Below are 20957 nucleotides of genomic sequence, written 5' to 3' on the forward strand. Positions count from 1 at the left end.
GGGGGTGGCATGACGGCCCGGCTCGCCGATCTCTTTCCGGAGGCCTCCGGTCCGGCCGCCAATCTGGCGGTGATGGGCCTGACCGCCGACAGCCGGCAGGTCGCCACCGGCACGGTCTTCGTGGCCGTGCCGGGCACCAAGGCCGACGGGCGCCGGTTCGCCGCCCAGGCGGCCAATCGCGGCGCCGTGGCGGTGGCCGGGGAGGGCGCGCGCCCGGGGGATCTGCCGGAGGCGGTCGCCTGGGTCGCGGTGGCTGATGCCAGACGCGCGCTCGCGCTCGCCGCCGCGCGGTTCGCCGGGTCGCAGCCGGAAACTGTGGTGGCGGTAACCGGCACGGCCGGCAAGAGTTCGGTCGCCGACTTCGTCCGCCAGATTCTGGCGCGCCTCGGCCGCGATGCGGCGAGCCTGGGCACGGTCGGGATCGTGACCAACCGGGGCGCGCAATACGGCTCGCTCACCACGCCGGATCCCGTGACGCTGCACGAGACTCTGGCGCGGCTCGCCCATGAGGGCGTGACCGAGTTGGCCATGGAGGCGTCCTCGCACGGGATCGAGCAGCGCCGCCTCGACGGCGTGCGGCTCATCGCGGCGGGCTTTACCAATCTCGGCCGGGATCACCTGGACTATCACGCGAGCATCGAGGAGTATCTTGCGGCCAAGCTTCGTCTTTTCACCGACCTGCTGCCGCCGGGCTGCCCGGCCGTCGTGAATGTGGATGGGGCCTATGCCGACCGGGTGATCGCCGCCGCCGCCGGCGCCGGGCGGCCCGTCCGCACCATCGGGCGCGCCGGCCGGGATCTACGGGTCGAGTCCGTCCGGACGGAGGGGTTTGCCCAGGCGGTCCGATTGATCGATGGCGCGCGCACCCGCACGCTGCGGCTGCCGCTCGTCGGCGAGTTCCAGGTCGAGAACGCCCTCGTGGCGGCGGGACTCGCCCTCGCAACTCCGGCGGGCGCGGCCGATCCGGACGGCGTCTTCGCGGCTCTGGACCACCTCACCGGCGTTCCGGGCCGCATGGAGCGGATCGGAGAGGTGCGGGGCGGGCTCTGCCTCGTCGATTACGCGCACAAGCCCGAGGCGCTGGAGAGCGTGCTGACCGCGCTCCGCCCCTTCGCGTCGGGCCGGCTGGTCGTGGTCTTCGGCTGCGGCGGCGACCGCGACCGGGGCAAGCGTCCGCTGATGGGCGCCATCGCGCAGCGCCTCGCCGATGTCGTCATCGTCACCGACGACAACCCGCGTACCGAGGAGGCTGCCGCGATCCGCCGGGCCATCCTGGCGGCGGCTCCGGGGGCCGAGGAAATCGGCGACCGGGAGGCGGCGATCCGCGCCGCCGTCGGCCGCCTCGGACCCGGCGATGTGCTGGTGGTCGCCGGCAAGGGTCATGAAACCGGCCAGATCGTGGGGGATCGCACCCTGCCGTTCTCGGACCACGCGGTCCTGCGTGGCGCCATCGCCGACGCGGCCGCCTGACGGCGACGAGGGTTGACCATGACCGCACTCTGGACCCGCGAGGAGCTCGAATCCGCCACCGGCGGCCGCCTGATCGGCGCCGGTCGGCCGATCGGCGGCGCCTCGATCGACACCCGGACGCTTCAGCCCGGCGACCTGTTCTTCGCCATCCGGGGCGAGGCGCGCGACGGCCACGACTTTGTCGCCGACGCCCTCGGGCGCGGGGCCGGGGCCGCAATCGTACGCCAGGATCGCGCCGATGCACTTGCGGCGTACGGCCCCCTGCTGGCAGTGCCGGAGGCGGGCGAGGATCCGGTGCTGACGGCGATGATCCGCCTCGGCGCGGCGGCTCGCGCCCGGACCAAGGCGCAGGTGGTGGCGGTGACCGGCTCCGTCGGCAAGACCGGCACCAAGGAAGCCCTGCGCCACGTCCTGTCGGAGCAGGGCGAGACCCACGCCTCGGCGGCGTCCTACAACAACCACTGGGGCGTGCCGCTGACGCTCGCCCGGATGCCGGCGGCGACCCGCTACGGCGTGTTCGAGATCGGCATGAACCACGGCGCGGAGATCGTGCCGCTCACCGCCCAGGTCCGGCCCGACATCGCGCTGATCACCACAGTCGAGCCGGTCCATATCGAGCACTTCGCCTCGCTCGCCGCCATCGCTGACGCCAAGGGCGAGATCTTTTCCGGGGTCCAGCCCGGGGGCGTCGCCATAATCAACCGCGACGGCCCGCATTTCGACCGTCTCGTCGCCCACGCGCAGGCCTCCCGGGCCGGACGGATCGTGAGCTTTGGCGAGCACCCGGAGGCGGATGTTCGCGCCCAGCGGATCGTGCTGCGCCCTGACCTGTCGGTGGTGGACGCGGTGGTGATGGGTGCGCCCGTGACCTACAAGCTGGGAACCGCCGGGCGGCACACCGCGCTCAACTCGCTGGGTGTCATGGCGGTGATCCACGCGCTCGGCGCCGATCTCGCCCGGGCGGCGCTGTCGCTCAGCACGCTGTCGCCGCCCGTCGGGCGCGGGGCGCGCACCGCGTTGGAGATCGACGGCGGCTCCGCCTATCTCGTCGACGAGAGCTACAACGCGAACCCCGCCTCGGTCCGCGCCGCGTTGGCGACCCTCGCCGGCATCGAGACCGGGCCGCGCGGGCGCCGCATCGCCGTGCTCGGCGACATGCTCGAACTCGGCGCCGCCGCCCCCGATCTTCACCGGGGCCTCGCCGGGGCGATCGAGGCGGCGCGCATCGACCTCGTCTTCGCGGCCGGCCCCCTGACGCGCCACCTGTTCGAGGCGCTGCCGGTGAGCCGTCGCGGCGGCGTCGCCGATACCGCCGCCGACCTGATCGAGCCGCTCGCGCGGATCCTGCGGCCCGGCGACGCCGTCATGATCAAGGGATCGAACGGCAGCCGCATGGGCCGGATTGTCGAGGCGCTGAAAGCCCGCTACGCGGTCGACCCGGCGCGGCGCGCCCTCGCGACGGCCCCATGATCGGCCCATGATCGATGCGGCCGAGCGTCCAAGACGATCGGTGCCGCTCCCTGAAACCCTCGCCTGAACGAAGGGGCCGAGCGCCCGGATGCTGTATCTTCTCTCGGAACTGAGCGGCAGCTTCACGCCGCTGAACGTGTTCCGCTACATTACCTTCCGCACCGGCGGCGCGCTGTTTACGGCGGGCCTGTTCGTGTTCTGGTTCGGGCCCTGGATCATCTCGCTCCTGCGCATTCGCCAGGGCAAGGGCCAGCCGATCCGCGAGGACGGGCCGCAGACCCACCTGCTGACCAAGCGCGGCACCCCGACCATGGGCGGGTTGATGATCCTGGCCGGCGCCGTGGTGGCGATCCTGCTCTGGGCCAACCCGCGCAACCACTACGTGTGGGTTACGCTGACCGTCACCCTCGGGTTCGGGGCGATCGGCTTCTACGACGACTACCTCAAGGTGACGAAGCAGTCGCACAAGGGGTTTTCGGGCAAGTTCCGCCTAGCGCTTGAGGCGACGATCGCGCTCGCGGCCTGCGTGACCATCGCGGTCTATTCCCCCGCGGCGCTGCAGAACCAGCTCGCCTTCCCGGTGTTCAAGGACGCGCTCCTGAACCTCGGTTGGTTCTATCCCCTGTTCGGTGCCTTCGTGATCGTCGGCGCGGGCAATTCCGTGAACATGACCGACGGGCTCGACGGGCTCGCCATCGTGCCGGTGATGATCGCCTGCGGCACCTTCGGGTTCATCGCTTACCTCGTCGGCAATTCGTTCACGGCGAGCTACCTGCAGGTGAACTACGTCCGGGACACCGGTGAACTCGCCGTGGTCTGCGGCGCGGTGATCGGGGCGGGCCTCGGCTTCCTGTGGTTCAACGCGCCGCCGGCCCAGATCTTCATGGGCGATACCGGCTCCCTGGCGCTGGGCGGCCTGCTCGGCAGCATCGCGGTGGCGACCAAACACGAGATCGTCCTGGCGATCGTGGGCGGTCTGTTCGTGCTGGAGATGATGTCGGTGATCATCCAGGTCGCCTCGTTCAAGCTGACGGGGAAGCGCGTGTTTCGCATGGCGCCGATCCATCACCATTTCGAGCAGAAGGGCTGGAAGGAACCCCAGGTGGTGATCCGGTTCTGGATCATCGCGGTGATCCTGGCGATGGCCGGCTTGGCGACCCTGAAGCTGCGCTGATACTTGTGATAGACAGGCGATACGAGCGGGCGATCCTATTCGCGCCCTCATCCTGAGGTGCCGCGGCGTAGCGGAGGCCTCGAAGGAGTCCTCCAGCCGGCGCAAAGATCCCTGGAGCCCTCCGTCGAGGCTTGCTGCGCGATCACCACAGGATGCGGGTGAGGGTGGGATTGGCCGGATTGGTTGCCGCATCCAGAGTTTCGCATGACCCCCGTCACCGTCTTCCAGGACAAGACCGTCGCCCTGTTCGGCCTCGGCGGTTCCGGTCTCGCCACCGCGACGGCGCTGAAGGCGGGCGGAGCGGATGTGCGGGCCTGGGACGACAATGCCGGCAGCCGGGCCCGCGCGGAGGAAGCGGGAATCACGATCGCGGATCTCGGCGCAATGGACTGGTCGGGCCTCTCCGCCCTGGTGTTGAGCCCAGGCGTCCCCCTGACCCATCCCGAGCCGCATTGGAGCGTCCGCCGCGCCCGGGAGTCGGGCGTCGAGATTATCGGCGACATCGAGCTGTTCTGCCGCGAGCGTCGGGCGCAGGCTCCGGGGGCGCCGTTCGTGGCGATCACCGGAACCAACGGCAAGTCGACCACCACGGCGTTGATCGCCCACGTCCTCGCCCAGGCAGGCCGCGACGTTCAGATGGGCGGCAACATCGGCACCGCGATCCTGTCGCTGGAACCGCCCTCGGCCGGGCGGGTCCACGTGATCGAGATGTCGTCCTTCCAGATTGATCTGACGCCAAGCCTCGATCCGAGCATCGGCGTGCTGATGAACATCACCCCCGACCATCTCGACCGCCACGGCACCATGGAGCAGTACGCCGCCATCAAGGAACGGCTCATCCAGGGGGCGGGTCTGGCGGTGGTCGGCGTCGACGACGCGTCGAGCCGCACCATCGCCGAACGGCGCAGCGCCGATCTCGTGCGGGTACACGTCCCCCACGGCGAGGTGCTCGCCACCGATGCCCTGACGGTGCGGGATGGGATCGTCCGGGATCCCGACGGCACGGCGCTCGCCGAGGTGAACGGGATCGGCTCGCTCCGGGGCGCCCACAATTGGCAGAACGCCGCGGTGGCCGTCGCGGTCGCGCGGGCTCTCGGCCTGTCGGGCGAGCAGATCCAGGCGGGGCTCGCCTCGTTCCCGGGCCTGCCGCACCGGATGGAGGAGGTCGGGCGGCGCGGCCCCGTGCTGTTCGTCAACGATTCGAAGGCGACCAACGCGGATTCGACCGAGAAGGCGCTCCTGGCCTTCCGGGACATCCACTGGATCCTCGGCGGCAAGGCCAAGGATGGCGGAATCTTCCCGCTGGTGCCGTATTTCGAGCGGGTCGCCCACGCCTACCTGATCGGCGCAGCCTCGGACGCCTTCGCGGCGACGCTTGAGGGCGCCGTACCCTACACCCGCTGCGAGACACTGGACCTCGCGGTCCCGAAGGCCGCCGAGAACGCCGCCGCCTCGGGTGCCCCCGAACCGGTGGTGTTGCTCTCTCCGGCCTGCGCCTCCTACGACCAGTTTCCGAACTTCGAGGTCCGCGGCAACCGGTTCCGCGATCTGGTGCAGGCGCTGCCCTGACGGGCACTCAGCGCGCCAGCACCTTGGCGGCCTCGCGGGTCGTTCCCACCGCCTGCGAGACACCGGCCACCGATTGCACGATCGCGCCGATATTGCCCGTGATTGCCGTGACCGCGCCGGAGGCGCTCTGCATATTCTCGGCGAGGTCGCGGGTCACCGCGCTCTGCTCCTCAATGGCGGCGGCCGTCGCCACCACGGTCTCGCGCATCACCGAGACCGAGGCACCGATCGAGCCGAGCGCCTCCACGACCTCCTGTGAGACCCGCTGAACGCTGGCGATCTCGCCGTTGATCTGACCGGTGGCGCGGGCCGCCTGATCGGCCAGCGCCTTCACCTCGGAGGCCACCACCGCGAAGCCGCGGCCGGCCTCGCCGGCCCGGGCCGCCTCGATCGTGGCGTTGAGTGCCAGCAGATTGATCTGGCCGGCGATGTTCTGGATCAGGCCGACGATGCCGGTCATTGCGGTCGCGGTATCGGCGAGACGCTTGGTATGGGCGTCGGCGTCCTGGACGCAGGCATAGGCCGTGTCGGTGGCGCCCTGGGACCGGACGATGCTCTGGGACATCTCGGCGACCGATGCCGCCAGTTCCTCGGCGGCGGCCGCCACGGTCTGGACGTTGCCGGCGGTCGAATCCGCGGCCGAGGAGGCCAGCGCGGCCGCCTGGGTCGAATGCCCCACCGCCTGCTCGATCTCTCCGAAATTGCGGTCGATGAGTGTGCGCAGGTCCGCCAGCAGGCGGACCTGCTCGCTGATGTCGGTGGCGAACTTCACGATCTTGTACGGACGCCCGGCCGCGTCGAGAATCGGGTTGTAGGAGGCCTGGATCCAGACCTCGCGCCCGCCCTTGCCGATCCGGCGGAACTGCGCCGCTTGATAGGATCCGTTGCGCAGGGCCGCCCAGAACGCCCTGTAGGCCTCGCTGTCCCGGTAGCCGGGCTCGACGAACAGGCTGTGATGCTGCCCGACGACCTCGCTGCGGGCGTACCCCATTGCCGTCAGGAAATTGTCGTTGACGTCGATCACCGTGCCATCGAGGTCGAAGGCGATGACCGCCTGAACCTTGTCGATCGCCGCGATCTGGCCGGCCCGGTCGGCTTCCTCGGTCCGCTGCCGGGTGATGTCGGTGGCGAACTTCACCACCTTGTACGGCCGTCCGCGGGTGTCGAGCATCGGGTTGTAGGAGGCCTGAATCCAGATCGGGCGGCCGCCGCGTCCCACCCGCTGGAACTGACCGGTCTCGAACGCACCGGTGCGCAGCCGCTCCCAGAAGGCCCGATACGTGTCGGAGTCGCGCTGGGCCGGATCCATGAACAGGCTGTGGTGCTGGCCGACGATCTCGGGCAGCGTATAGCCGACGACATCAAGGAAGTTCTGGTTCGCCGTGAGGATCCGTCCGCTCAGATCGAACTCGATCACACCCTGGACCCGGTCGAGGGCCGCGAGCTTGGCCTGAGTTTCACGAACGGACAGGGACTTGAACATGGCGCGTCGATTTCCGCTGGGCGGACCGGACGCTTGAGCTGCCGCGCCGCCGGATAGGTACATCCGGAAGTTGCATGATCAAAATTAACATCGCGTATCTTCAGGTAAGTATTCGCAAGTTGGTAAGTGTGATCAACGCCGGCTGCGATCGATCCGGAGAGGCCCGGCCATAAGCCTCCGTTTACCATTCCCCCACAGAGTCCGGCCCGACCCGCGCGGATCGTCGTCCGTGCGGCCTGGAGTCGTCGCCCGGCATGATGTCACGCGCGGAACGTACCCCCCTGACGGACTGGTGGTGGACGGTGGACCGCGGTCTGCTGGCAGCCCTGTTCGCGCTGATGGTCGCCGGTCTCGTCTTCCTGATGGGCGGCGGCCCGCCGGTCGCCGAGCGCATCGGCCTGCCGACCTTCTACTTCCTGAACCGGCAGGCGATGTACCTCGCGCCGACCATCCTGCTGATTTGCGCGGTCTCGTTCCTGTCGCTGCGCGGCATCCGCCGGCTCGCCCTGGTCACGTGGATCTGCGGCGTCGCCCTGTGCCTGCTGGCCGGAAAGTTCGGTCCCGAGATCAAGGGCGCGCACCGGTGGATCCAATTCGGCTCCTTCGGCCTGCAGCCGTCGGAATTCGTCAAGCCGGCCTTCGTGGTCGTGGCCGCCTGGGCATTCTCGGAGGGCGCGCAGCGCCGCGACATGCCGGGGGGCATCCTTGCCCTGCTGCTCCTGCCGATCACCATCGTGCCGCTGCTGCTCCAGCCCGATTTCGGCCAGACCATGCTGATTACCATGGTGTGGTGCGCGCTGTTCTTCGTGGCCGGCCTGCACCTGATCTGGGTGGCGATGCTCGGGGTGCTCGGCCTGGGAGGCGTCTTTGCGGCCTACATGTTCTTCCACCACGTGCGTGAGCGCTTCAACAAGTTCCTCGACAAGGATTCCGGCGGCGGCTTCCAGGATTTCTGGTCGCGCGAATCGTTCCGCTCGGGTGGCTGGTTCGGCACCGGCCCGGGGGAGGGGGTGGCCAAGCGCCACCTGCCGGACGCCCACACCGACTTCATCTTCTCGGTCACCGGCGAGGAGTTCGGCGTGATCGTCTGCCTCTGCCTCGTGGCGTTGTTCGCCTTCATCGTGCTGCGCGGCCTCAAGCTCGCCCGGCGCACCGACGACACCTTCTCGCGGCTGGCGATCACCGGCCTCACGACCCTCTTCGGATTGCAGGCCTGCATCAACATGGCAGTGAACACCCAGCTCATGCCCGCCAAGGGCATGACACTGCCCTTCGTGTCCTACGGCGGCTCCTCGCTGATCTCGCTGGCGCTCGGCACCGGCTTCCTCGTCGCCCTGACCCGGAAGCGCCCGCGCAGCGTACTGCTCAGCCAGAAGCCACCCGGCACCGCCCCCGCCACCGTCGCCGGAGTGATGCGGTGACGGTCTTCACCCCCACGATCCTGCTCTGTGCGGGCGGCACCGGCGGCCACCTCTTTCCGGCCGAGAGCCTCGCCCATGCGCTACGGGCCCGCGGCATCCGGGTCGCCCTCGCCACCGACGCCCGGGTCGATTCCATCGCGTCCGAGTTCCCGGCCTCCGAGGTGGTGACGATCGCCTCGGCGACACCCTCCGGCCGCTCGCCCCTGAAGCGGGCGAGCGCCGTACTGACGCTCGGCCGCGGCTTCGGCGTCGCCGCGAAGGAGATCCGGCGGATCAACCCGGCCGCCATCGTGGGTTTCGGCGGCTACCCGAGCGTGCCGCCGGTTCTTGCCGGCCAGATCCTGCGCGTGCCCACGATTCTCCACGAGCAGAACGCCGTGATGGGCCGGGCCAACGCCTTCCTGGCGCGCGGTGCCCGCACGATCGCCACAGGCTTCAAAGAGGTGCGCGGCGTCCCCGACAAGGCGAAGGCGCCCCGGATTCACACCGGCAACCCGCTCCGCCCGGCCGTTATCGAGGCCGCCAAGCTCGCCTATCCCGCCTTCGGCGCCGGGGATGTCCTGCGGCTCCTCGTATTCGGCGGCAGCCAGGGCGCCCGGGTGATGGGCGAGGTCGTGCCAGAAGCGATCGCCCGGCTACCCGATGCCCTGCGCGCCCGGCTGCACCTCGTCCAACAGGTCCGATCCGAGGACCTGACGGCGGTGCAAAACCGCTATCTCGCGATGGGGCTCGCCGGGATCGAGGCGGCGCCGTTCTTCAAGGACCTGCCGGCCCGCATGGCCGCGAGCCACCTGGTGGTTGGCCGCTCTGGCGCCTCGACGGTCTCGGAACTGGCGGCGATCGGCCGCCCGGCGATCCTCGTGCCTCTGCCCGGATCCCTCGATCAGGACCAGGCCGCCAACGCCGCGACGCTCGCCGCGATCGGCGCGGCGTGGGCGGTCAAGCAGGCCGATTTTACCCCGGACCGCCTCGCCGCGGACCTGACCGCCTGCTTCGCGACGCCGGCAAAATTGACCGCGGCGGCCGATGCGGCCAGAAGCGCGGGCATCCACGATGCCGCCGAGCGGCTCGCCGAGGTCGTCGTCGAGACGGCCGCCCGCACCTGATTCCCTGAGGGCTCTCGCACCGGCGATCCCGCCACCACACGGTTCGACCCATGAAGCTGCCCGACAAGCTCGGCCCCATCCACTTCATCGGCATCGGCGGCATCGGCATGTCCGGGATCGCCGAGGTGATGCACAATCTCGGCTACACGGTGCAGGGCTCGGACGCCTCCGACAACGCCAATGTCCGGCGGCTCGCCGAGAAGGGCATGCGCACCTTCGTCGGACACGACGCTCAGAACGTCGAAGAAGCGGCCCTCGTCGTCGTTTCAACGGCGATCCGGCGCGACAATCCTGAACTGCAGGCCGCTCGCGAGCGGCGATTGCCGGTGGTGCGGCGGGCCGAAATGCTGGCCGAGTTGATGCGCTTCAAGTCCTGCGTCGCCATCGCGGGCACGCACGGCAAGACCACGACCACCTCGCTGGTCGCCACGTTGCTCGATGCCGGCAACCTCGATCCGACGGTGATCAACGGCGGCATCATCAACGCCTACGGCACCAACGCCCGGATGGGCGAGGGCGAGTGGATGGTGGTGGAAGCCGACGAATCCGACGGCACATTCCTCAAGCTGCCCGCCGACGTGGCGATCGTGACCAACATCGATCCCGAACATCTCGACCATTTCGGTTCGTTCGAGGCGGTCAAGGACGCGTTCCGGCGCTTCATCGACAACATCCCGTTCTACGGTTTTGCGGTGATGTGCACCGACCACCCGGTGGTGCAGGACCTCGTCGGCCATATCGAGGACCGGCGGATCATCACCTACGGCGAGAACCCGCAGGCCGATGTCCGCCTCATCGACGTGGATCTGCGCGGCGGCCAGAGCCGCTTCCGGGTGATGATCCGAGACCGTCGCCCCGGCTACCGGATGGAGATGGAAGATCTCGTGCTGCCGATGCCGGGCAAGCACAACGCCCTGAACGCCACCGCGGCGCTTGCGGTGGCGCACGAGCTCGGCGTAAAGCCCGAAGCAATCCGCAACGCGCTGGCCGGGTTCGGTGGCGTGAAGCGGCGCTTCACCCGCACCGGCGAATGGAACGGCGCCACGATCTTCGACGATTACGGGCACCATCCGGTGGAGATCAAGGCGGTGCTCAAGGCCGCCCGGGCCTCGACCGAGCACGGGGTGATCGCCGTGGTGCAGCCGCATCGCTACAGCCGGCTGCAATCGCTGTTCGACGATTTCTGCACCTGCTTCAACGATGCCGACACGGTCATCGTCGCCCCGGTCTACGCGGCCGGCGAGCCGCCGATCGAGGGGTTCGACCGCGACAGCCTCGTGGCGGGCCTGCGCTCCCGCGGCCACCGGGACGCGCGGGCGCTGGAGCGGCCGGAGGAGCTGGCGGGGATCATCGCGGAGCTGGCCAAGCCCGGCGACTACGTGGTGTGCCTGGGGGCCGGCACGATCACCCAATGGGCCTACGCCCTGCCGGATGAGCTCGCCGCGCGGGGGCGGTGAGGGAATGCGCGCGGCCGATCCGGAACGGACGCGTTCCGGCGGGGCCTGCGTGAGGCGCAAACCGAGGTGGAACGCTGCCTTTGGTATCGTCTGCGCGACCGGCGTTTGGCCGGGTTCAAGTTCGTTTGTCAGGAGTCGATCGGCCGCTACGTCTCGGATGTCTGCCGCCGGGATCTTCGACCGATCATCGAACTTGACGGCGGTCAGCATGCCGACAGCGAACATGATCGCGTTCGTGACGCCTGGCTGGTGGCGCAGGGTTATCACGTCCTGCGATTCTGGAACGCAGAGGTCGTGAACAACATCGTCGGTGTCATGGACACCATCCCGGCTGCGCTTCCTCCCTCTCCCCGCGCGCGGGGAGAGGGCTGCGACGACCCCGTCGTCGGCGCGGCGAGCCCGAAGGGCGAAGGTGAGGGGGCGGCTCCGGTCGAGTCACAGCCGGAGCCGCCCCCTCACCCTCGGCTGCCGCCTCGCTCCGGCGACGACAAGGTCGCCGGAGCCCTCTCCCCGCAAGCGGGGCGAGGGGAGAAACACCCATGACCGCATCCCTCCACGACCGCATCCGCGCCGCCGCGCCCGATCTCCGCGGGCGCCTGCTCAGCCATCAGCCGCTCGCCGACCTCACGTGGTTCCGCGTCGGCGGACCGGCCGAGGTGCTGTTCACCCCGGCCGACGAGGAGGATCTCGCGCGCCTCCTCGCCGTTCTCGAACCGGACGTGCCGGTGACGGTGATCGGGCTCGGCTCCAACCTGATCGTCCGCGACGGCGGCGTGCCGGGCGTGGTGGTGCGCTTAGGGGGGAAAGCCTTCGGCAGCATCGCGGTCGATGGTGATACTCTCGCGGTCGGCACCGCCGTGCCCGACATGCGCCTCGCCAAGGCCGCCGCCGAAGCCGGACTCGACGGGCTCGCCTTCTACCGCGGCATCCCGGGCTCGATCGGCGGCGCGCTGCGCATGAATGCAGGCGCCCATGGCGGCGAGACCACCGACGTGCTGATCGAAGCGACCGGCATCGACCGCCGGGGCGCGCTGCGCACCTTCAGCCACGCCGCGATGGGCTTCTCCTATCGCCATTCGGAGGCGCCGGAGGACGTGATCTTCACCCAGGCCCTGTTCCGCGGGAAGCCCGGCGACCGCGCCGCCATCGAGGCCGAGATGGAGCGGGTCACCGCCGCCCGGGAGGCAGCCCAGCCGATCCGCGAGCGCACCGGGGGCTCGACCTTCGCCAACCCGGTAAACGGCAAGGCGTGGCAGCTCATCGACGCCGCCGGCTGCCGGGGGCTGACCCGCGGTGGGGCGCAAGTCAGCGAGATGCACTGCAACTTCCTGATCAACACCGGTGGCGCGACCGCGGCCGATATCGAAGGTCTCGGTGAGGAGGTTCGCCGACGGGTGCGGGAGACCAGCGGGGCCGAGCTGCGCTGGGAGATCCGCAGGATTGGAATTGGCTCAACGTCCGTAAGTCAGTAAGATGTAAGCCAAGCGACAGGGCTCTGGTGCATGCCGGATCGGGCTTCCACGACCGCCTATTCAAAGGTCTCCGTCAAAAGCCAAACGGTTCTGCCGCCGGAGGTGCGCGAGCGCTTGTCCATTCGGCCCGGCGATCGTCTGCGCTACCGGATCACGCCGGACGGCATCCGTATCGATAAGGCCCCCCCGGAGGGCGAGGACCCGTTCGTCGCCTTCACGGAATGGGCCGGCCCGATCGACGATGAAGACTATGCCGACCTCTGAGCAACCGAACCTGGCAACCGGCACGGTCGTGGTGGTGCCCTTCCCTTATTCGGACCGCCTTGCCGAGAAGCGGAGGCCAGCCGTCGTGGTGTCAGGAGCGGCCGTCGCCGCGGCCGGCTATGTGTGGATCGCGATGATCACGAGTGCCCGCAACGCGCGCGTCGCCGGCGATGTGCCGATTGAGGATTATTCTGCTGCAGGCCTCGGCGTCGCCTCTGTGATCCGCCCACTTAAGATGGCCTGTATCGAACCGACCCGGATCCTGCGCTGCGTCGGGACACTGCCGGCCGATACCGCCGCGCAGGTTTACACCACGATCCGAAGCCTGATCGGCCCGGCATGAGCCGATCTTTCAGCCCTCTGCCCGCCCTGGAGCCTATCATGTCCAAGCACGTCGCCGTCCTCCTGGGCGGCACCTCCGCCGAGCGGGAGGTCTCGCTCAGTTCTGGCAAGGCCTGCGCCGACGCCCTCGAAGGGGAGGGCTACCGGGTCACCCGTGTCGATGTCGGGCCCGACATCGCCGCGGTGCTGAGCGCACTTCGGCCGGACGTCGCCTTCAACGCGCTGCACGGCCCGGACGGGGAGGACGGCACGATCCAGGGCCTGCTGGAGATCCTGAAGATCCCCTACAGCCATTCCGGCGTCCTCGCCTCGGCCCTCGCCATGAATAAGGAGAAGGCCAAGATGGTCATGCGCGCCGCCGGCATCGACGTGCCGGAGGGCCGCCTCGTTAACCGTCTTGAGGCCGCCAGGGCACACGTTCTCCCACCACCCTACGTGGTGAAGCCCAACGCAGAGGGCTCCTCTATGGGCGTGATCATCGTGCGCGACGGCCGCTCGCACCCGCCCCAGATCCTGGCCTCCGAGGACTGGACCTTCGGCGAGCAAGTCCTTGCAGAACCTTACATAGCGGGCCGCGAGCTGACCTGCGGGGTGATGGGCGACAAGGCCCTTGGTGTCATCGAGGTGAAGGCCGCCACGGGGGACTGGTACGACTACGACGCGAAATACGCCCCGGGAGGCTCGCTGCACGTGCTGCCGGCCGAACTTAAACCAAATGTTTACCAGCGTGTCCAAGAACTGGCGTTAACGGCGCATCAAGCACTGGGCTGCCGGGGCGTCAGCCGTGCCGACCTTCGATTCGACGATACGCCGGGTGGTACCGGGCGGCTCGTGGTTCTGGAGGTCAACACGCAACCCGGCATGACCCAGACGAGCCTTGTGCCGGATATGGCGGCCCATGCGGGCCTGAGTTTCGGTGAGCTCGTCCGATGGATGGTGGAGGACGCTTCCCTGAATCGCTGAGCGGCGACGCCGCCGGCCGGAGCGGTCCCGCACGCCTCGCCGAGGCCGTGCGGGGACGGCTTCCGTCCCGCGCGCCGGCATCGGTTCGCCGTGCGCGCTCTGGTCAGCGCCTGGGCGCACGCCTGTCCCGGGGGACTGGGACGGTTGCCGTCTCGATGACCTTCGCGGCTTTTGCGCTGGCCGGGTTCGTGGCCAGCGGGCGCTACGATTCCTTCGTGGCCGAGCAGGGCCGACCCCTCGACATCGCCGCGCGGGTCCTCGGCTTCGGCGTCGAGCGCGTCACCATCTCGGGCATTTCCCGGATGTACGAGCGCGAGGTGCTCGCCGCCGCCGGCATCGACTGGCGCTCCTCGGTCCCGTTCCTCGACGTCGCCGAGGTGCGCGAGAAGCTGCTGCGCGTGCCGCTGATTGCCCAGGCCTCTGTCCGCAAGATCTATCCCAACGAGATCGCCATCACCCAGGTGGAGCGCGAACCCGCCGCCCTCTGGCAGAAGAACGGCGAGCTCAGCGTCATCGCGGCCGACGGCACCGTGATCGACGCCATGCGGGACGACCGCTACGCCAGCCTGCCCCTGGTGGTCGGCGAGGACGCCAACATCAAGCTGCCGGAATACCTCGCCTTGATCACCGCCGCGGGTCCGCTGGCCGAGCGGATCAAGGCCGGCACCTACGTCTCCGGCCGGCGCTGGACCCTGAAGCTCGACGGCGTCGACGTGCGCCTGCCCGAGACCGATCCGGCCGCCGCGCTCGCCCGCCTCGTCAAGTACGAGCGCGAGGCCGGCCTCCTGGAAAAGGACATCATCGCGGTGGACCTGCGCATGCGGGACCGCCTCGTGGTGCGCCTGACCGAGGAGGCGGCCGCCGCCCGTGCGGAGTCCCAGAAGGCGAAGAAGAAGGGCGCGGCCAGCTGATGACCTCGACCACGATCTCCGCCCGTCCCGCACCTCGCGTCCGGTAGCGTCAATGCACAGCCACCACGGCCTCACGCCGCGCTTGAAGCCGCTCTCGGCCCGACGCTCGACCACGCTCTCGGTGCTCGATATCGGCACCAGCAAGGTCGTCTGCCTCATCGCCGAGCTGCAGCCCGCCGAGGCGCTCACCACCTTGCGCGGCCGCACGCACCTCGCGCGCATCATCGGCATCGGCCATCAGCGCTCGCTCGGGCTGAAGGGCGGCGCCATTGTCGATCTCGCCGCCGCCGAGGGGGCGATCCGTCAGGCGGTCCACGCCGCCGAGCGGATGGCCAAGGTCGAGGTCCAGTCGGTCATCGTCAACATGTCGGGCGGCCGGCTCGCCTCGCAGCATTTCCAGGCGCGGGTGAACGTCCGCTCCGGCACCGTCACGGGCAGCGATGTCGAGCGGGTGCTCGAGACCGCGAGCGCCCACGGCGTCAGCCCGGGCCGGGCCGTGCTCCACGCCCTGCCGACCGGCTACGCCCTCGATGGCCAGGGCGCCGTGATCGATCCCTCGGGCATGATCGGCGAGGCGCTGAGCGTCGATCTGCACGTCGTCACCAGCGAGCTGGCGGCCGCCCGCAACGTCATGCTGGCGGTTGAGCATTGCCACCTCGGGGTCGAGGCCGTGATCGCCACGCCCTACGCGGCCGGCTTGTCGGCGCTGGTCGACGACGAGGCCGAGATGGGCGTCTGCGTCGTCGACATGGGCGGCGGCACAACCAGCGTCGGCGTGTTCTCGGGCGGGCATCTCGTCCACGTGGACGCGGTCGCGGTCGGCGGCCACCACGTCACCATGGACATCGCCCGCGGCCTCTCCACCCGCATGGCGGCGGCCGAGCGGCTGAAGACCCTCTACGGCTCGGCCCTGTCCACCCCGTCGGACGACCGCGACATGATCGCGGTCCACGGGGTCGGCGAGGACGAGGGCGAGGCCCCGGCCCACATCCCGCGCTCGCAGCTGGTGCGGATCATCAAGCCACGCGTCGAGGAGGTGATCGAGCTGGTGCGGGACCGGCTGCGCGAGGCGGGCTTCGCCGCGCAGGCCGGCCGGCGGGTGGTGCTCACCGGCGGTGCGAGCCAGCTCGTCGGCCTGCCGGAGGTCGCCCGCCGCGTCCTCCAGGGACAGGTGCGGATCGGTCGGCCCCTCGGCATCCGGGGCCTGCCGGAGGCCGCCAAGGGCCCGGCCTTCTCGGCGGCGGTCGGCCTGCTGGTCTACCCGCAGGTCGCCCATGCCGAGCATTTCGAGCCGCGGGGGCACGGCGCCTTCGCGGCGACCGGAACCGACAACTACCTGAACCGGGTCGGCCGCTGGCTCCGGGACAGCTTCTAGGTTTCACCCCCGCCCGTCCGGGCGGGGGTATCACAAGGGAATCCGGCGCCCCGGCGTCGCACGGACAGCACAGTTAGCGAGAGGCTCGACACCATGGCCATCACCCTCCAGGCGCCGGACATCCGGGAACTGAAGCCCCGCATCACCGTCTTCGGCGTCGGCGGCGCCGGCGGCAACGCCGTCAACAACATGATCGAGTCGGGCCTGCTGGGCTGCGAATTCGTCGTGGCCAACACCGACGCCCAGGCGCTCACCTCCTCGAAGGCCGAGCGGGTGATTCAGATGGGCCTGGGCGTGACCCAGGGCCTCGGCGCCGGCTCGCACCCGGAGGTCGGCTCCGCCGCCGCCGACGAGGTGATCGACGAGATCCGCGACCAGCTCTCGGGCGCCCACATGTGCTTCATCACCGCCGGCATGGGCGGCGGCACCGGCACCGGCGCCGCCCCGGTCATCGCCCGGGCGGCCCGCGACATGGGCATCCTGACGGTCGGCGTCGTGACCAAGCCGTTCCAGTTCGAGGGCGTCCGCCGGATGCGTACCGCCGAGTCCGGCATCCAGGAGCTGCAGGCTGCGGTCGACACCCTGATCGTCATCCCGAACCAGAACCTGTTCCGGGTCGCCAACGAGAAGACCACCTTCGCGGATGCCTTCGCGATGGCCGACCAGGTGCTCTACTCCGGCGTCGCCTGCATCACCGACCTGATGGTGAAGGAGGGTCTCATCAACCTCGACTTCGCCGACGTGCGGGCGATCATGCGCGGCATGGGCAAGGCCATGATGGGCACCGGCGAGGCATCGGGCGAGAAGCGCGCCAACCGCGCAGCCGAAGCCGCCATCGCCAACCCGCTGCTCGACGACGTCTCGATGAAGGGCGCCCGCGGTCTGCTGATCTCGATCACCGGCGGCTCCGACCTGACCCTGTACGAGCTCGATGAGGCCGCCACCCGCATCCGCGAGGAGGTCGATCAGGACGCCAACATCATCCTGGGCGCCACCTTCGACGAGAGCCTGGACGGAATCATCCGCGTGTCGGTGGTCGCCACCGGCATCGAGCCGGCCCTGATCTCGGCGAATTCGCCGAACAACCCGGCCATGGCCGAGACCGAGCAGCGTATCGCAGAGGTTGCCGAGCGCCTCCGCGCCGAGGCCCGCTCGCGCGCCGCCTCGCCGGTGCCGAGCATCCGCACCGAGTCGGTCGCCCCGGCCCCGGCGCCTGCTCCGGCCCCTGCGCCGCTCCAGGCCCCGGAGATGCGGGCCGAGCCGCTGATCAGCCGCGAGCCCGCCGCTCCGATGACCCGCGACGACGTCGTGCTCGCCCCGGTCCAGCCCCGGGCCGCAGCGCCCTTCGTCCCGCCGCCCGCGCCGCTGCCGGCCGAGCCCGCGCCGCAGTTCCAGGCCGGCCCGTTCGTACCGCCGCGTCCGGCCGCCCCGGGTGGCACGCCGCTGGCGCGCGCCCCGCGGATGCCGCAGATCCACGAGCTGCCGCCGATCGCCCAGAACCAGATCCTGGCGAACCGCGCCCAGGAAGAGTCGGCTCCGGAATCCAAGCGGACCTCGCTCCTCCGGCGGCTCGCCACGGTGGGCTTCGGCGGCCGGCGCGACGAGGTCGAGGGTGCTCCCGCGCCCCGGGCCAACCCGATCGCACCGCAGCCGCAGATGGCGCAGCCGCATGTCCCCCCGGCTCCGCGCGCTCCGGCCGCGCCGTCGGTGCCGCAATACCGCCCGGCGCAGGGCAACCTCGACCCCCAGGGCCGCGTCGCGCCCCAGCCCCGGATGATGGACGACGACCAGCTGGAGATCCCGGCCTTCCTCCGCCGCCAGGCGAACTGAGGGACCTTCACAGTCTTACGTGAGTCGAGAGCCGGCGGGCGACCGCCGGCTCTTCGTGTTGCACAAGCACAACTTCAGGTTTTGTGCCTCGATCTGGCAACCGTGGTCTCGGGCAGCACGGCTGTGACGGGCGGGGATCCCTGGTGCATCCGTGACACAGATTGGCCGCCGGTTAGTCACGGGTTAACCACTTTTTAAGCCGTTGATCCCACAGCACTTTGTGTCGGTGAGACGACAAGCGTGTCTGTAACAGAGCGTAAGAATCCGTGATTTGGCTGCCCTGTGCGGTGCAGCTATAGAAGCACCGAGACCGACGAGACATGCATCGGGACACAACCTGATCGCGTGAGCAGGGGCATCAAGCAGCGGACGGATCAGTCAGTTTTTCCCATTCCCGGTCGGAATGGCGGAACCTGATCGCGGCCGGGGGCTAAGGAATGCGAACGCTGAAACAGACGACCCTCAAAGGGCCGGCGACTCTTTCGGGGATCGGGGTCCATTCCGGGAACCCCGCCGAGATCACGCTCCGGCCCGCGCCCGCCAACCACGGCATTGCTTTCCTCCGCACCGGTACCCCCCACGGCAATGACCGCCTGATCAAGGCGCATCACGCCCTCGTTTCCGCGACCGAGCTCTGCACCGTCCTCGGGGACGTCGAGACCGGCGCGGTAGCCACCGTCGAGCACCTGATGTCCGCCCTGTTCGGCCTGGGCGTCGACAACGCCCTGATCGAGATCGACGGGCCCGAGATGCCCATCCTCGACGGCTCGGCGCTCCCCTTCGTCCAGGCGATCGATCAGGTCGGGATCGCCAGTTGCGGTACGCCCCGGCGCTGGCTCAAGGTCCTGCGCCACGTCCGGATCGAGGCGGGCCACGCCTTCGCCGAGCTCCGCCCGATCGACCGGGGCTTCCGCCTCGATGTCGAGATCGATTTCGAGAGCCCGGTGATCGGCCGCTCGCGCAAGGCGATGGACCTGTCGCCCGCCTCCTATCGCCGTGAGATCGCCGGCGCCCGCACCTTCGGGATGATGCGGGACGTGGAGCGCTACTGGAAGGCGGGCTTCGCCCTCGGCGCCTCCCTGGAGAACACCGTGGCGGTCGGCGAGACCGCGGTCGTCAATCCCGAGGGGCTTCGATTCCCGGACGAGTTCGTCCGGCACAAGATCCTCGACGCCATCGGCGACCTTGCCCTGGCCGGTCTGCCGATCCAGGGCGCGTACCGCTCCTTTTGCGGCGGCCACCGGATGAATGTCGGCGTGCTCTCCGCGCTTCTGGCCGACCGGGCCAACTACGCGATCGTCGAGGCACAGGGTTCGCGTCGCGACACCGCCCTTTCTGAACTCAGCGTCGGTCTGGGCATCGCCGCCTTCGCGGGCGACCTTTGACTAACAATCTGTGGTCCGCAAGCCACAGTCGGCAATCGTTCCAGCCCGCCTCAGCCTTGCCGCTTTCGTGCCCGAATCAAACGGCACGGTTTAACGGTCCGTGAACGGCGGGTACGGCCCGGCGGGTCGGATCCACGCACGCGATGGCATGACGGCGCGGGATGGCGCCGCTTCCGGGAAAGAGCGCCAGATGCCTGTCACCATTCGTCACCGCCGGGCGGCGGCCTTCGCGGCCCCTCTCGTGGCCATCCTCGGCCTGGGCCTCGGCGGCTGCGACTTCGACCCGACCAATCTCTTCGCCGAGAAGTACAAGCCCGAAGTCGTGCCGGATGTCCCGGCCGACAAGCTCTACAGCGACGGCTTGGCCAAGCTCGAAGACAGCGACTACGAGGGCGCGGTCAAGAAATTCGATAGCCTGGACAAGCAGTACCAATATTCCGAATGGTCCCGGAAGGCGCTGCTGATGACCGCCTACGCCAATTACGAGGGCCAGAAGTACGACGACGCGATCAGCGCCTCGAAGCGCTACCTGCAGAGGCACCCGGCCAGCAAGGATGCGGCCTACGCGCAGTACCTGATGGCGATGTCGAACTATAAGCAGATCCCGGATGTGACCCGCGATCAGGAACGCTCCGAGAAGGCGCTGGTGGCTCTTCAGGAACTCGTTCAGAAGTACCCGACCTCGGAATATGCCGTCGACGCGAAGGCGAAGATCCAGATCACCCGCGACCAGCTCGCCGGCAAGGAGATGGAAGTCGGGCGCTTCTATCTGGAGCGGCGCAACTTCCCGGCGGCGATCAACCGCTTCCGCGACGTGGTGTCCAAGTATCAGACGACCCGCCACGCCGAGGAGGCGCTGGAGCGCCTGACGGAAGCGTACTGGGCGCTCGGCATCGCCCAGGAGGCGCAGAACTCCGCCGCGGTGCTGGGGCACAATTTCCCCGAGAGCCCCTGGTATAAGGATGCGCACGCGCTCCTCGCCCAGAACGGTCTCGAACCGCGCGAGGAAAAGACTTCGTTTCTGTCGAAGATCTACCGGTCGGTCGCGGGCAAGACCGCCTCGGCCGAGTAAGGACGCGTCAGGGCCGCGGTCCGGGTTTCCCACCGGCTTCAGCCCTGCGGCATGTCTCGCGCTATCCGCAAGGGCTCTGCCCCAGACCCGCGAAAGGTCTCGACCCAGCCCGTTTAAGGTCATTTGACCGCCTGCATGGGTCGCAGTCTATCGCGCCACCATATTGAAAGAGCGCCATCTCTGACCCTCCCCC

Annotated in this window: 18 protein-coding genes; 17 read left to right on the top strand and 1 reads right to left on the bottom strand. The window is 69.4% G+C overall.

Annotated features, from left to right (window positions below):
* Positions 1-9 precede the first annotated feature (9 nt).
* The 4 genes from MKK88_RS02785 (at position 10) to murD (ending at position 5683) form a co-directional block, all read left to right on the top strand.
* Complete coding sequence (locus MKK88_RS02785) at positions 10-1470, top strand: UDP-N-acetylmuramoyl-L-alanyl-D-glutamate--2,6-diaminopimelate ligase (protein WP_243997065.1); 1461 nt, start codon at positions 10-12, stop codon at positions 1468-1470.
* A gap of 18 nt (positions 1471-1488) precedes the next feature.
* Positions 1489-2940, top strand: a complete 1452-nt coding sequence (locus MKK88_RS02790) for a UDP-N-acetylmuramoylalanyl-D-glutamyl-2,6-diaminopimelate--D-alanyl-D-alanine ligase (protein ID WP_243997066.1) — start codon at positions 1489-1491, stop codon at positions 2938-2940.
* Between the two features lie 88 nt (positions 2941-3028).
* Entirely contained in the window at positions 3029-4114 is a 1086-nt protein-coding gene (mraY, locus tag MKK88_RS02795; protein ID WP_243997067.1) for a phospho-N-acetylmuramoyl-pentapeptide-transferase, read from the top strand.
* A 204-nt stretch (positions 4115-4318) separates the two neighbouring features.
* Positions 4319-5683, top strand: a complete 1365-nt coding sequence (murD, locus tag MKK88_RS02800; protein WP_243997068.1) for a UDP-N-acetylmuramoyl-L-alanine--D-glutamate ligase — start codon at positions 4319-4321, stop codon at positions 5681-5683.
* Positions 5684-5690: 7 nt separating this feature from the next.
* Here murD and MKK88_RS02805 read toward each other — a convergent pair whose 3' ends face one another.
* Positions 5691-7166 (bottom strand): PAS domain S-box protein, encoded by a 1476-nt coding sequence (locus MKK88_RS02805; protein ID WP_243997069.1) that lies wholly within the window; start codon positions 7164-7166, stop codon positions 5691-5693.
* Positions 7167-7420: 254 nt separating this feature from the next.
* On the opposite strand from MKK88_RS02805, the gene MKK88_RS02810 reads away from it, so the two are divergent.
* From MKK88_RS02810 to MKK88_RS02870, 13 genes are all read left to right on the top strand, one after another.
* The gene (locus MKK88_RS02810; protein ID WP_243997070.1) at positions 7421-8587 is read left to right on the top strand and encodes an FtsW/RodA/SpoVE family cell cycle protein; all 1167 of its coding nucleotides are present in this window, start codon (positions 7421-7423) and stop codon (positions 8585-8587) included.
* A complete protein-coding gene (gene murG / locus MKK88_RS02815) occupies positions 8584-9693 on the top strand; it encodes an undecaprenyldiphospho-muramoylpentapeptide beta-N-acetylglucosaminyltransferase (RefSeq protein WP_243997071.1) in 1110 nt (369 codons plus the stop codon). Before MKK88_RS02810 ends, murG begins: the two co-directional genes overlap by 4 nt.
* Positions 9694-9743: 50 nt before the next feature.
* The gene (gene murC, locus MKK88_RS02820; RefSeq protein ID WP_243997072.1) at positions 9744-11150 is read left to right on the top strand and encodes a UDP-N-acetylmuramate--L-alanine ligase; all 1407 of its coding nucleotides are present in this window, start codon (positions 9744-9746) and stop codon (positions 11148-11150) included.
* Positions 11151-11216: 66 nt separating this feature from the next.
* Positions 11217-11693, top strand: a complete 477-nt coding sequence (locus tag MKK88_RS02825; RefSeq protein ID WP_243997073.1) for a DUF559 domain-containing protein — start codon at positions 11217-11219, stop codon at positions 11691-11693.
* Positions 11690-12622 carry a UDP-N-acetylmuramate dehydrogenase gene (gene murB / locus MKK88_RS02830; RefSeq protein WP_243997074.1) on the top strand — a complete coding sequence of 311 codons (933 nt, stop codon included), beginning with the start codon at positions 11690-11692 and terminating at the stop codon, positions 12620-12622. The genes MKK88_RS02825 and murB overlap by 4 nt, the downstream gene beginning before the upstream one ends.
* 30 nt (positions 12623-12652) lie before the next feature.
* Positions 12653-12886 (top strand): AbrB/MazE/SpoVT family DNA-binding domain-containing protein, encoded by a 234-nt coding sequence (locus tag MKK88_RS33710; RefSeq protein ID WP_279602036.1) that lies wholly within the window; start codon positions 12653-12655, stop codon positions 12884-12886.
* A complete protein-coding gene (locus tag MKK88_RS02840; RefSeq protein WP_243997076.1) occupies positions 12873-13229 on the top strand; it encodes a type II toxin-antitoxin system PemK/MazF family toxin in 357 nt (118 codons plus the stop codon). The genes MKK88_RS33710 and MKK88_RS02840 overlap by 14 nt, the downstream gene beginning before the upstream one ends.
* Positions 13230-13267: 38 nt before the next feature.
* Positions 13268-14191: a D-alanine--D-alanine ligase gene (locus MKK88_RS02845; RefSeq protein ID WP_243997077.1), complete on the top strand. Its 924-nt coding sequence runs from the start codon at positions 13268-13270 to the stop codon at positions 14189-14191.
* Positions 14158-15102: a cell division protein FtsQ/DivIB gene (locus tag MKK88_RS02850; protein ID WP_243997078.1), complete on the top strand. Its 945-nt coding sequence runs from the start codon at positions 14158-14160 to the stop codon at positions 15100-15102. Before MKK88_RS02845 ends, MKK88_RS02850 begins: the two co-directional genes overlap by 34 nt.
* Before the next feature lie 52 nt (positions 15103-15154).
* Positions 15155-16477, top strand: coding sequence for a cell division protein FtsA (gene ftsA / locus MKK88_RS02855; protein ID WP_243997079.1), 1323 nt, complete (start codon positions 15155-15157; stop codon positions 16475-16477).
* 93 nt (positions 16478-16570) lie between these two features.
* Entirely contained in the window at positions 16571-18307 is a 1737-nt protein-coding gene (gene ftsZ, locus MKK88_RS02860) for a cell division protein FtsZ (protein ID WP_243997080.1), read from the top strand.
* A gap of 437 nt (positions 18308-18744) precedes the next feature.
* Positions 18745-19692, top strand: coding sequence for a UDP-3-O-acyl-N-acetylglucosamine deacetylase (lpxC, locus tag MKK88_RS02865; RefSeq protein ID WP_243997081.1), 948 nt, complete (start codon positions 18745-18747; stop codon positions 19690-19692).
* A gap of 190 nt (positions 19693-19882) precedes the next feature.
* Positions 19883-20764 carry an outer membrane protein assembly factor BamD gene (locus tag MKK88_RS02870; RefSeq protein WP_243997082.1) on the top strand — a complete coding sequence of 294 codons (882 nt, stop codon included), beginning with the start codon at positions 19883-19885 and terminating at the stop codon, positions 20762-20764.
* Positions 20765-20957: the final 193 nt, after the last annotated feature.

The sequence above is a fragment of the Methylobacterium sp. E-005 genome (assembly GCF_022829725.1).
Lineage (GTDB): Bacteria > Pseudomonadota > Alphaproteobacteria > Rhizobiales > Beijerinckiaceae > Methylobacterium.

Coding starts and splice junctions, on each gene's coding strand:
- MKK88_RS02785 (WP_243997065.1), top strand. CDS start 10: ATGACGGCCCGGCTCGCCGATCTCTTTCCGGAGGCCTCCGGTCCGGCC.
- MKK88_RS02790 (WP_243997066.1), top strand. CDS start 1,489: ATGACCGCACTCTGGACCCGCGAGGAGCTCGAATCCGCCACCGGCGGC.
- mraY (WP_243997067.1), top strand. CDS start 3,029: ATGCTGTATCTTCTCTCGGAACTGAGCGGCAGCTTCACGCCGCTGAAC.
- murD (WP_243997068.1), top strand. CDS start 4,319: ATGACCCCCGTCACCGTCTTCCAGGACAAGACCGTCGCCCTGTTCGGC.
- MKK88_RS02805 (WP_243997069.1), bottom strand. CDS start 7,166: ATGTTCAAGTCCCTGTCCGTTCGTGAAACTCAGGCCAAGCTCGCGGCC.
- MKK88_RS02810 (WP_243997070.1), top strand. CDS start 7,421: ATGATGTCACGCGCGGAACGTACCCCCCTGACGGACTGGTGGTGGACG.
- murC (WP_243997072.1), top strand. CDS start 9,744: ATGAAGCTGCCCGACAAGCTCGGCCCCATCCACTTCATCGGCATCGGC.
- murB (WP_243997074.1), top strand. CDS start 11,690: ATGACCGCATCCCTCCACGACCGCATCCGCGCCGCCGCGCCCGATCTC.
- MKK88_RS33710 (WP_279602036.1), top strand. CDS start 12,653: ATGCCGGATCGGGCTTCCACGACCGCCTATTCAAAGGTCTCCGTCAAA.
- MKK88_RS02840 (WP_243997076.1), top strand. CDS start 12,873: ATGCCGACCTCTGAGCAACCGAACCTGGCAACCGGCACGGTCGTGGTG.
- MKK88_RS02845 (WP_243997077.1), top strand. CDS start 13,268: ATGTCCAAGCACGTCGCCGTCCTCCTGGGCGGCACCTCCGCCGAGCGG.
- MKK88_RS02850 (WP_243997078.1), top strand. CDS start 14,158: ATGGATGGTGGAGGACGCTTCCCTGAATCGCTGAGCGGCGACGCCGCC.
- ftsA (WP_243997079.1), top strand. CDS start 15,155: ATGCACAGCCACCACGGCCTCACGCCGCGCTTGAAGCCGCTCTCGGCC.
- ftsZ (WP_243997080.1), top strand. CDS start 16,571: ATGGCCATCACCCTCCAGGCGCCGGACATCCGGGAACTGAAGCCCCGC.
- lpxC (WP_243997081.1), top strand. CDS start 18,745: ATGCGAACGCTGAAACAGACGACCCTCAAAGGGCCGGCGACTCTTTCG.
- MKK88_RS02870 (WP_243997082.1), top strand. CDS start 19,883: ATGCCTGTCACCATTCGTCACCGCCGGGCGGCGGCCTTCGCGGCCCCT.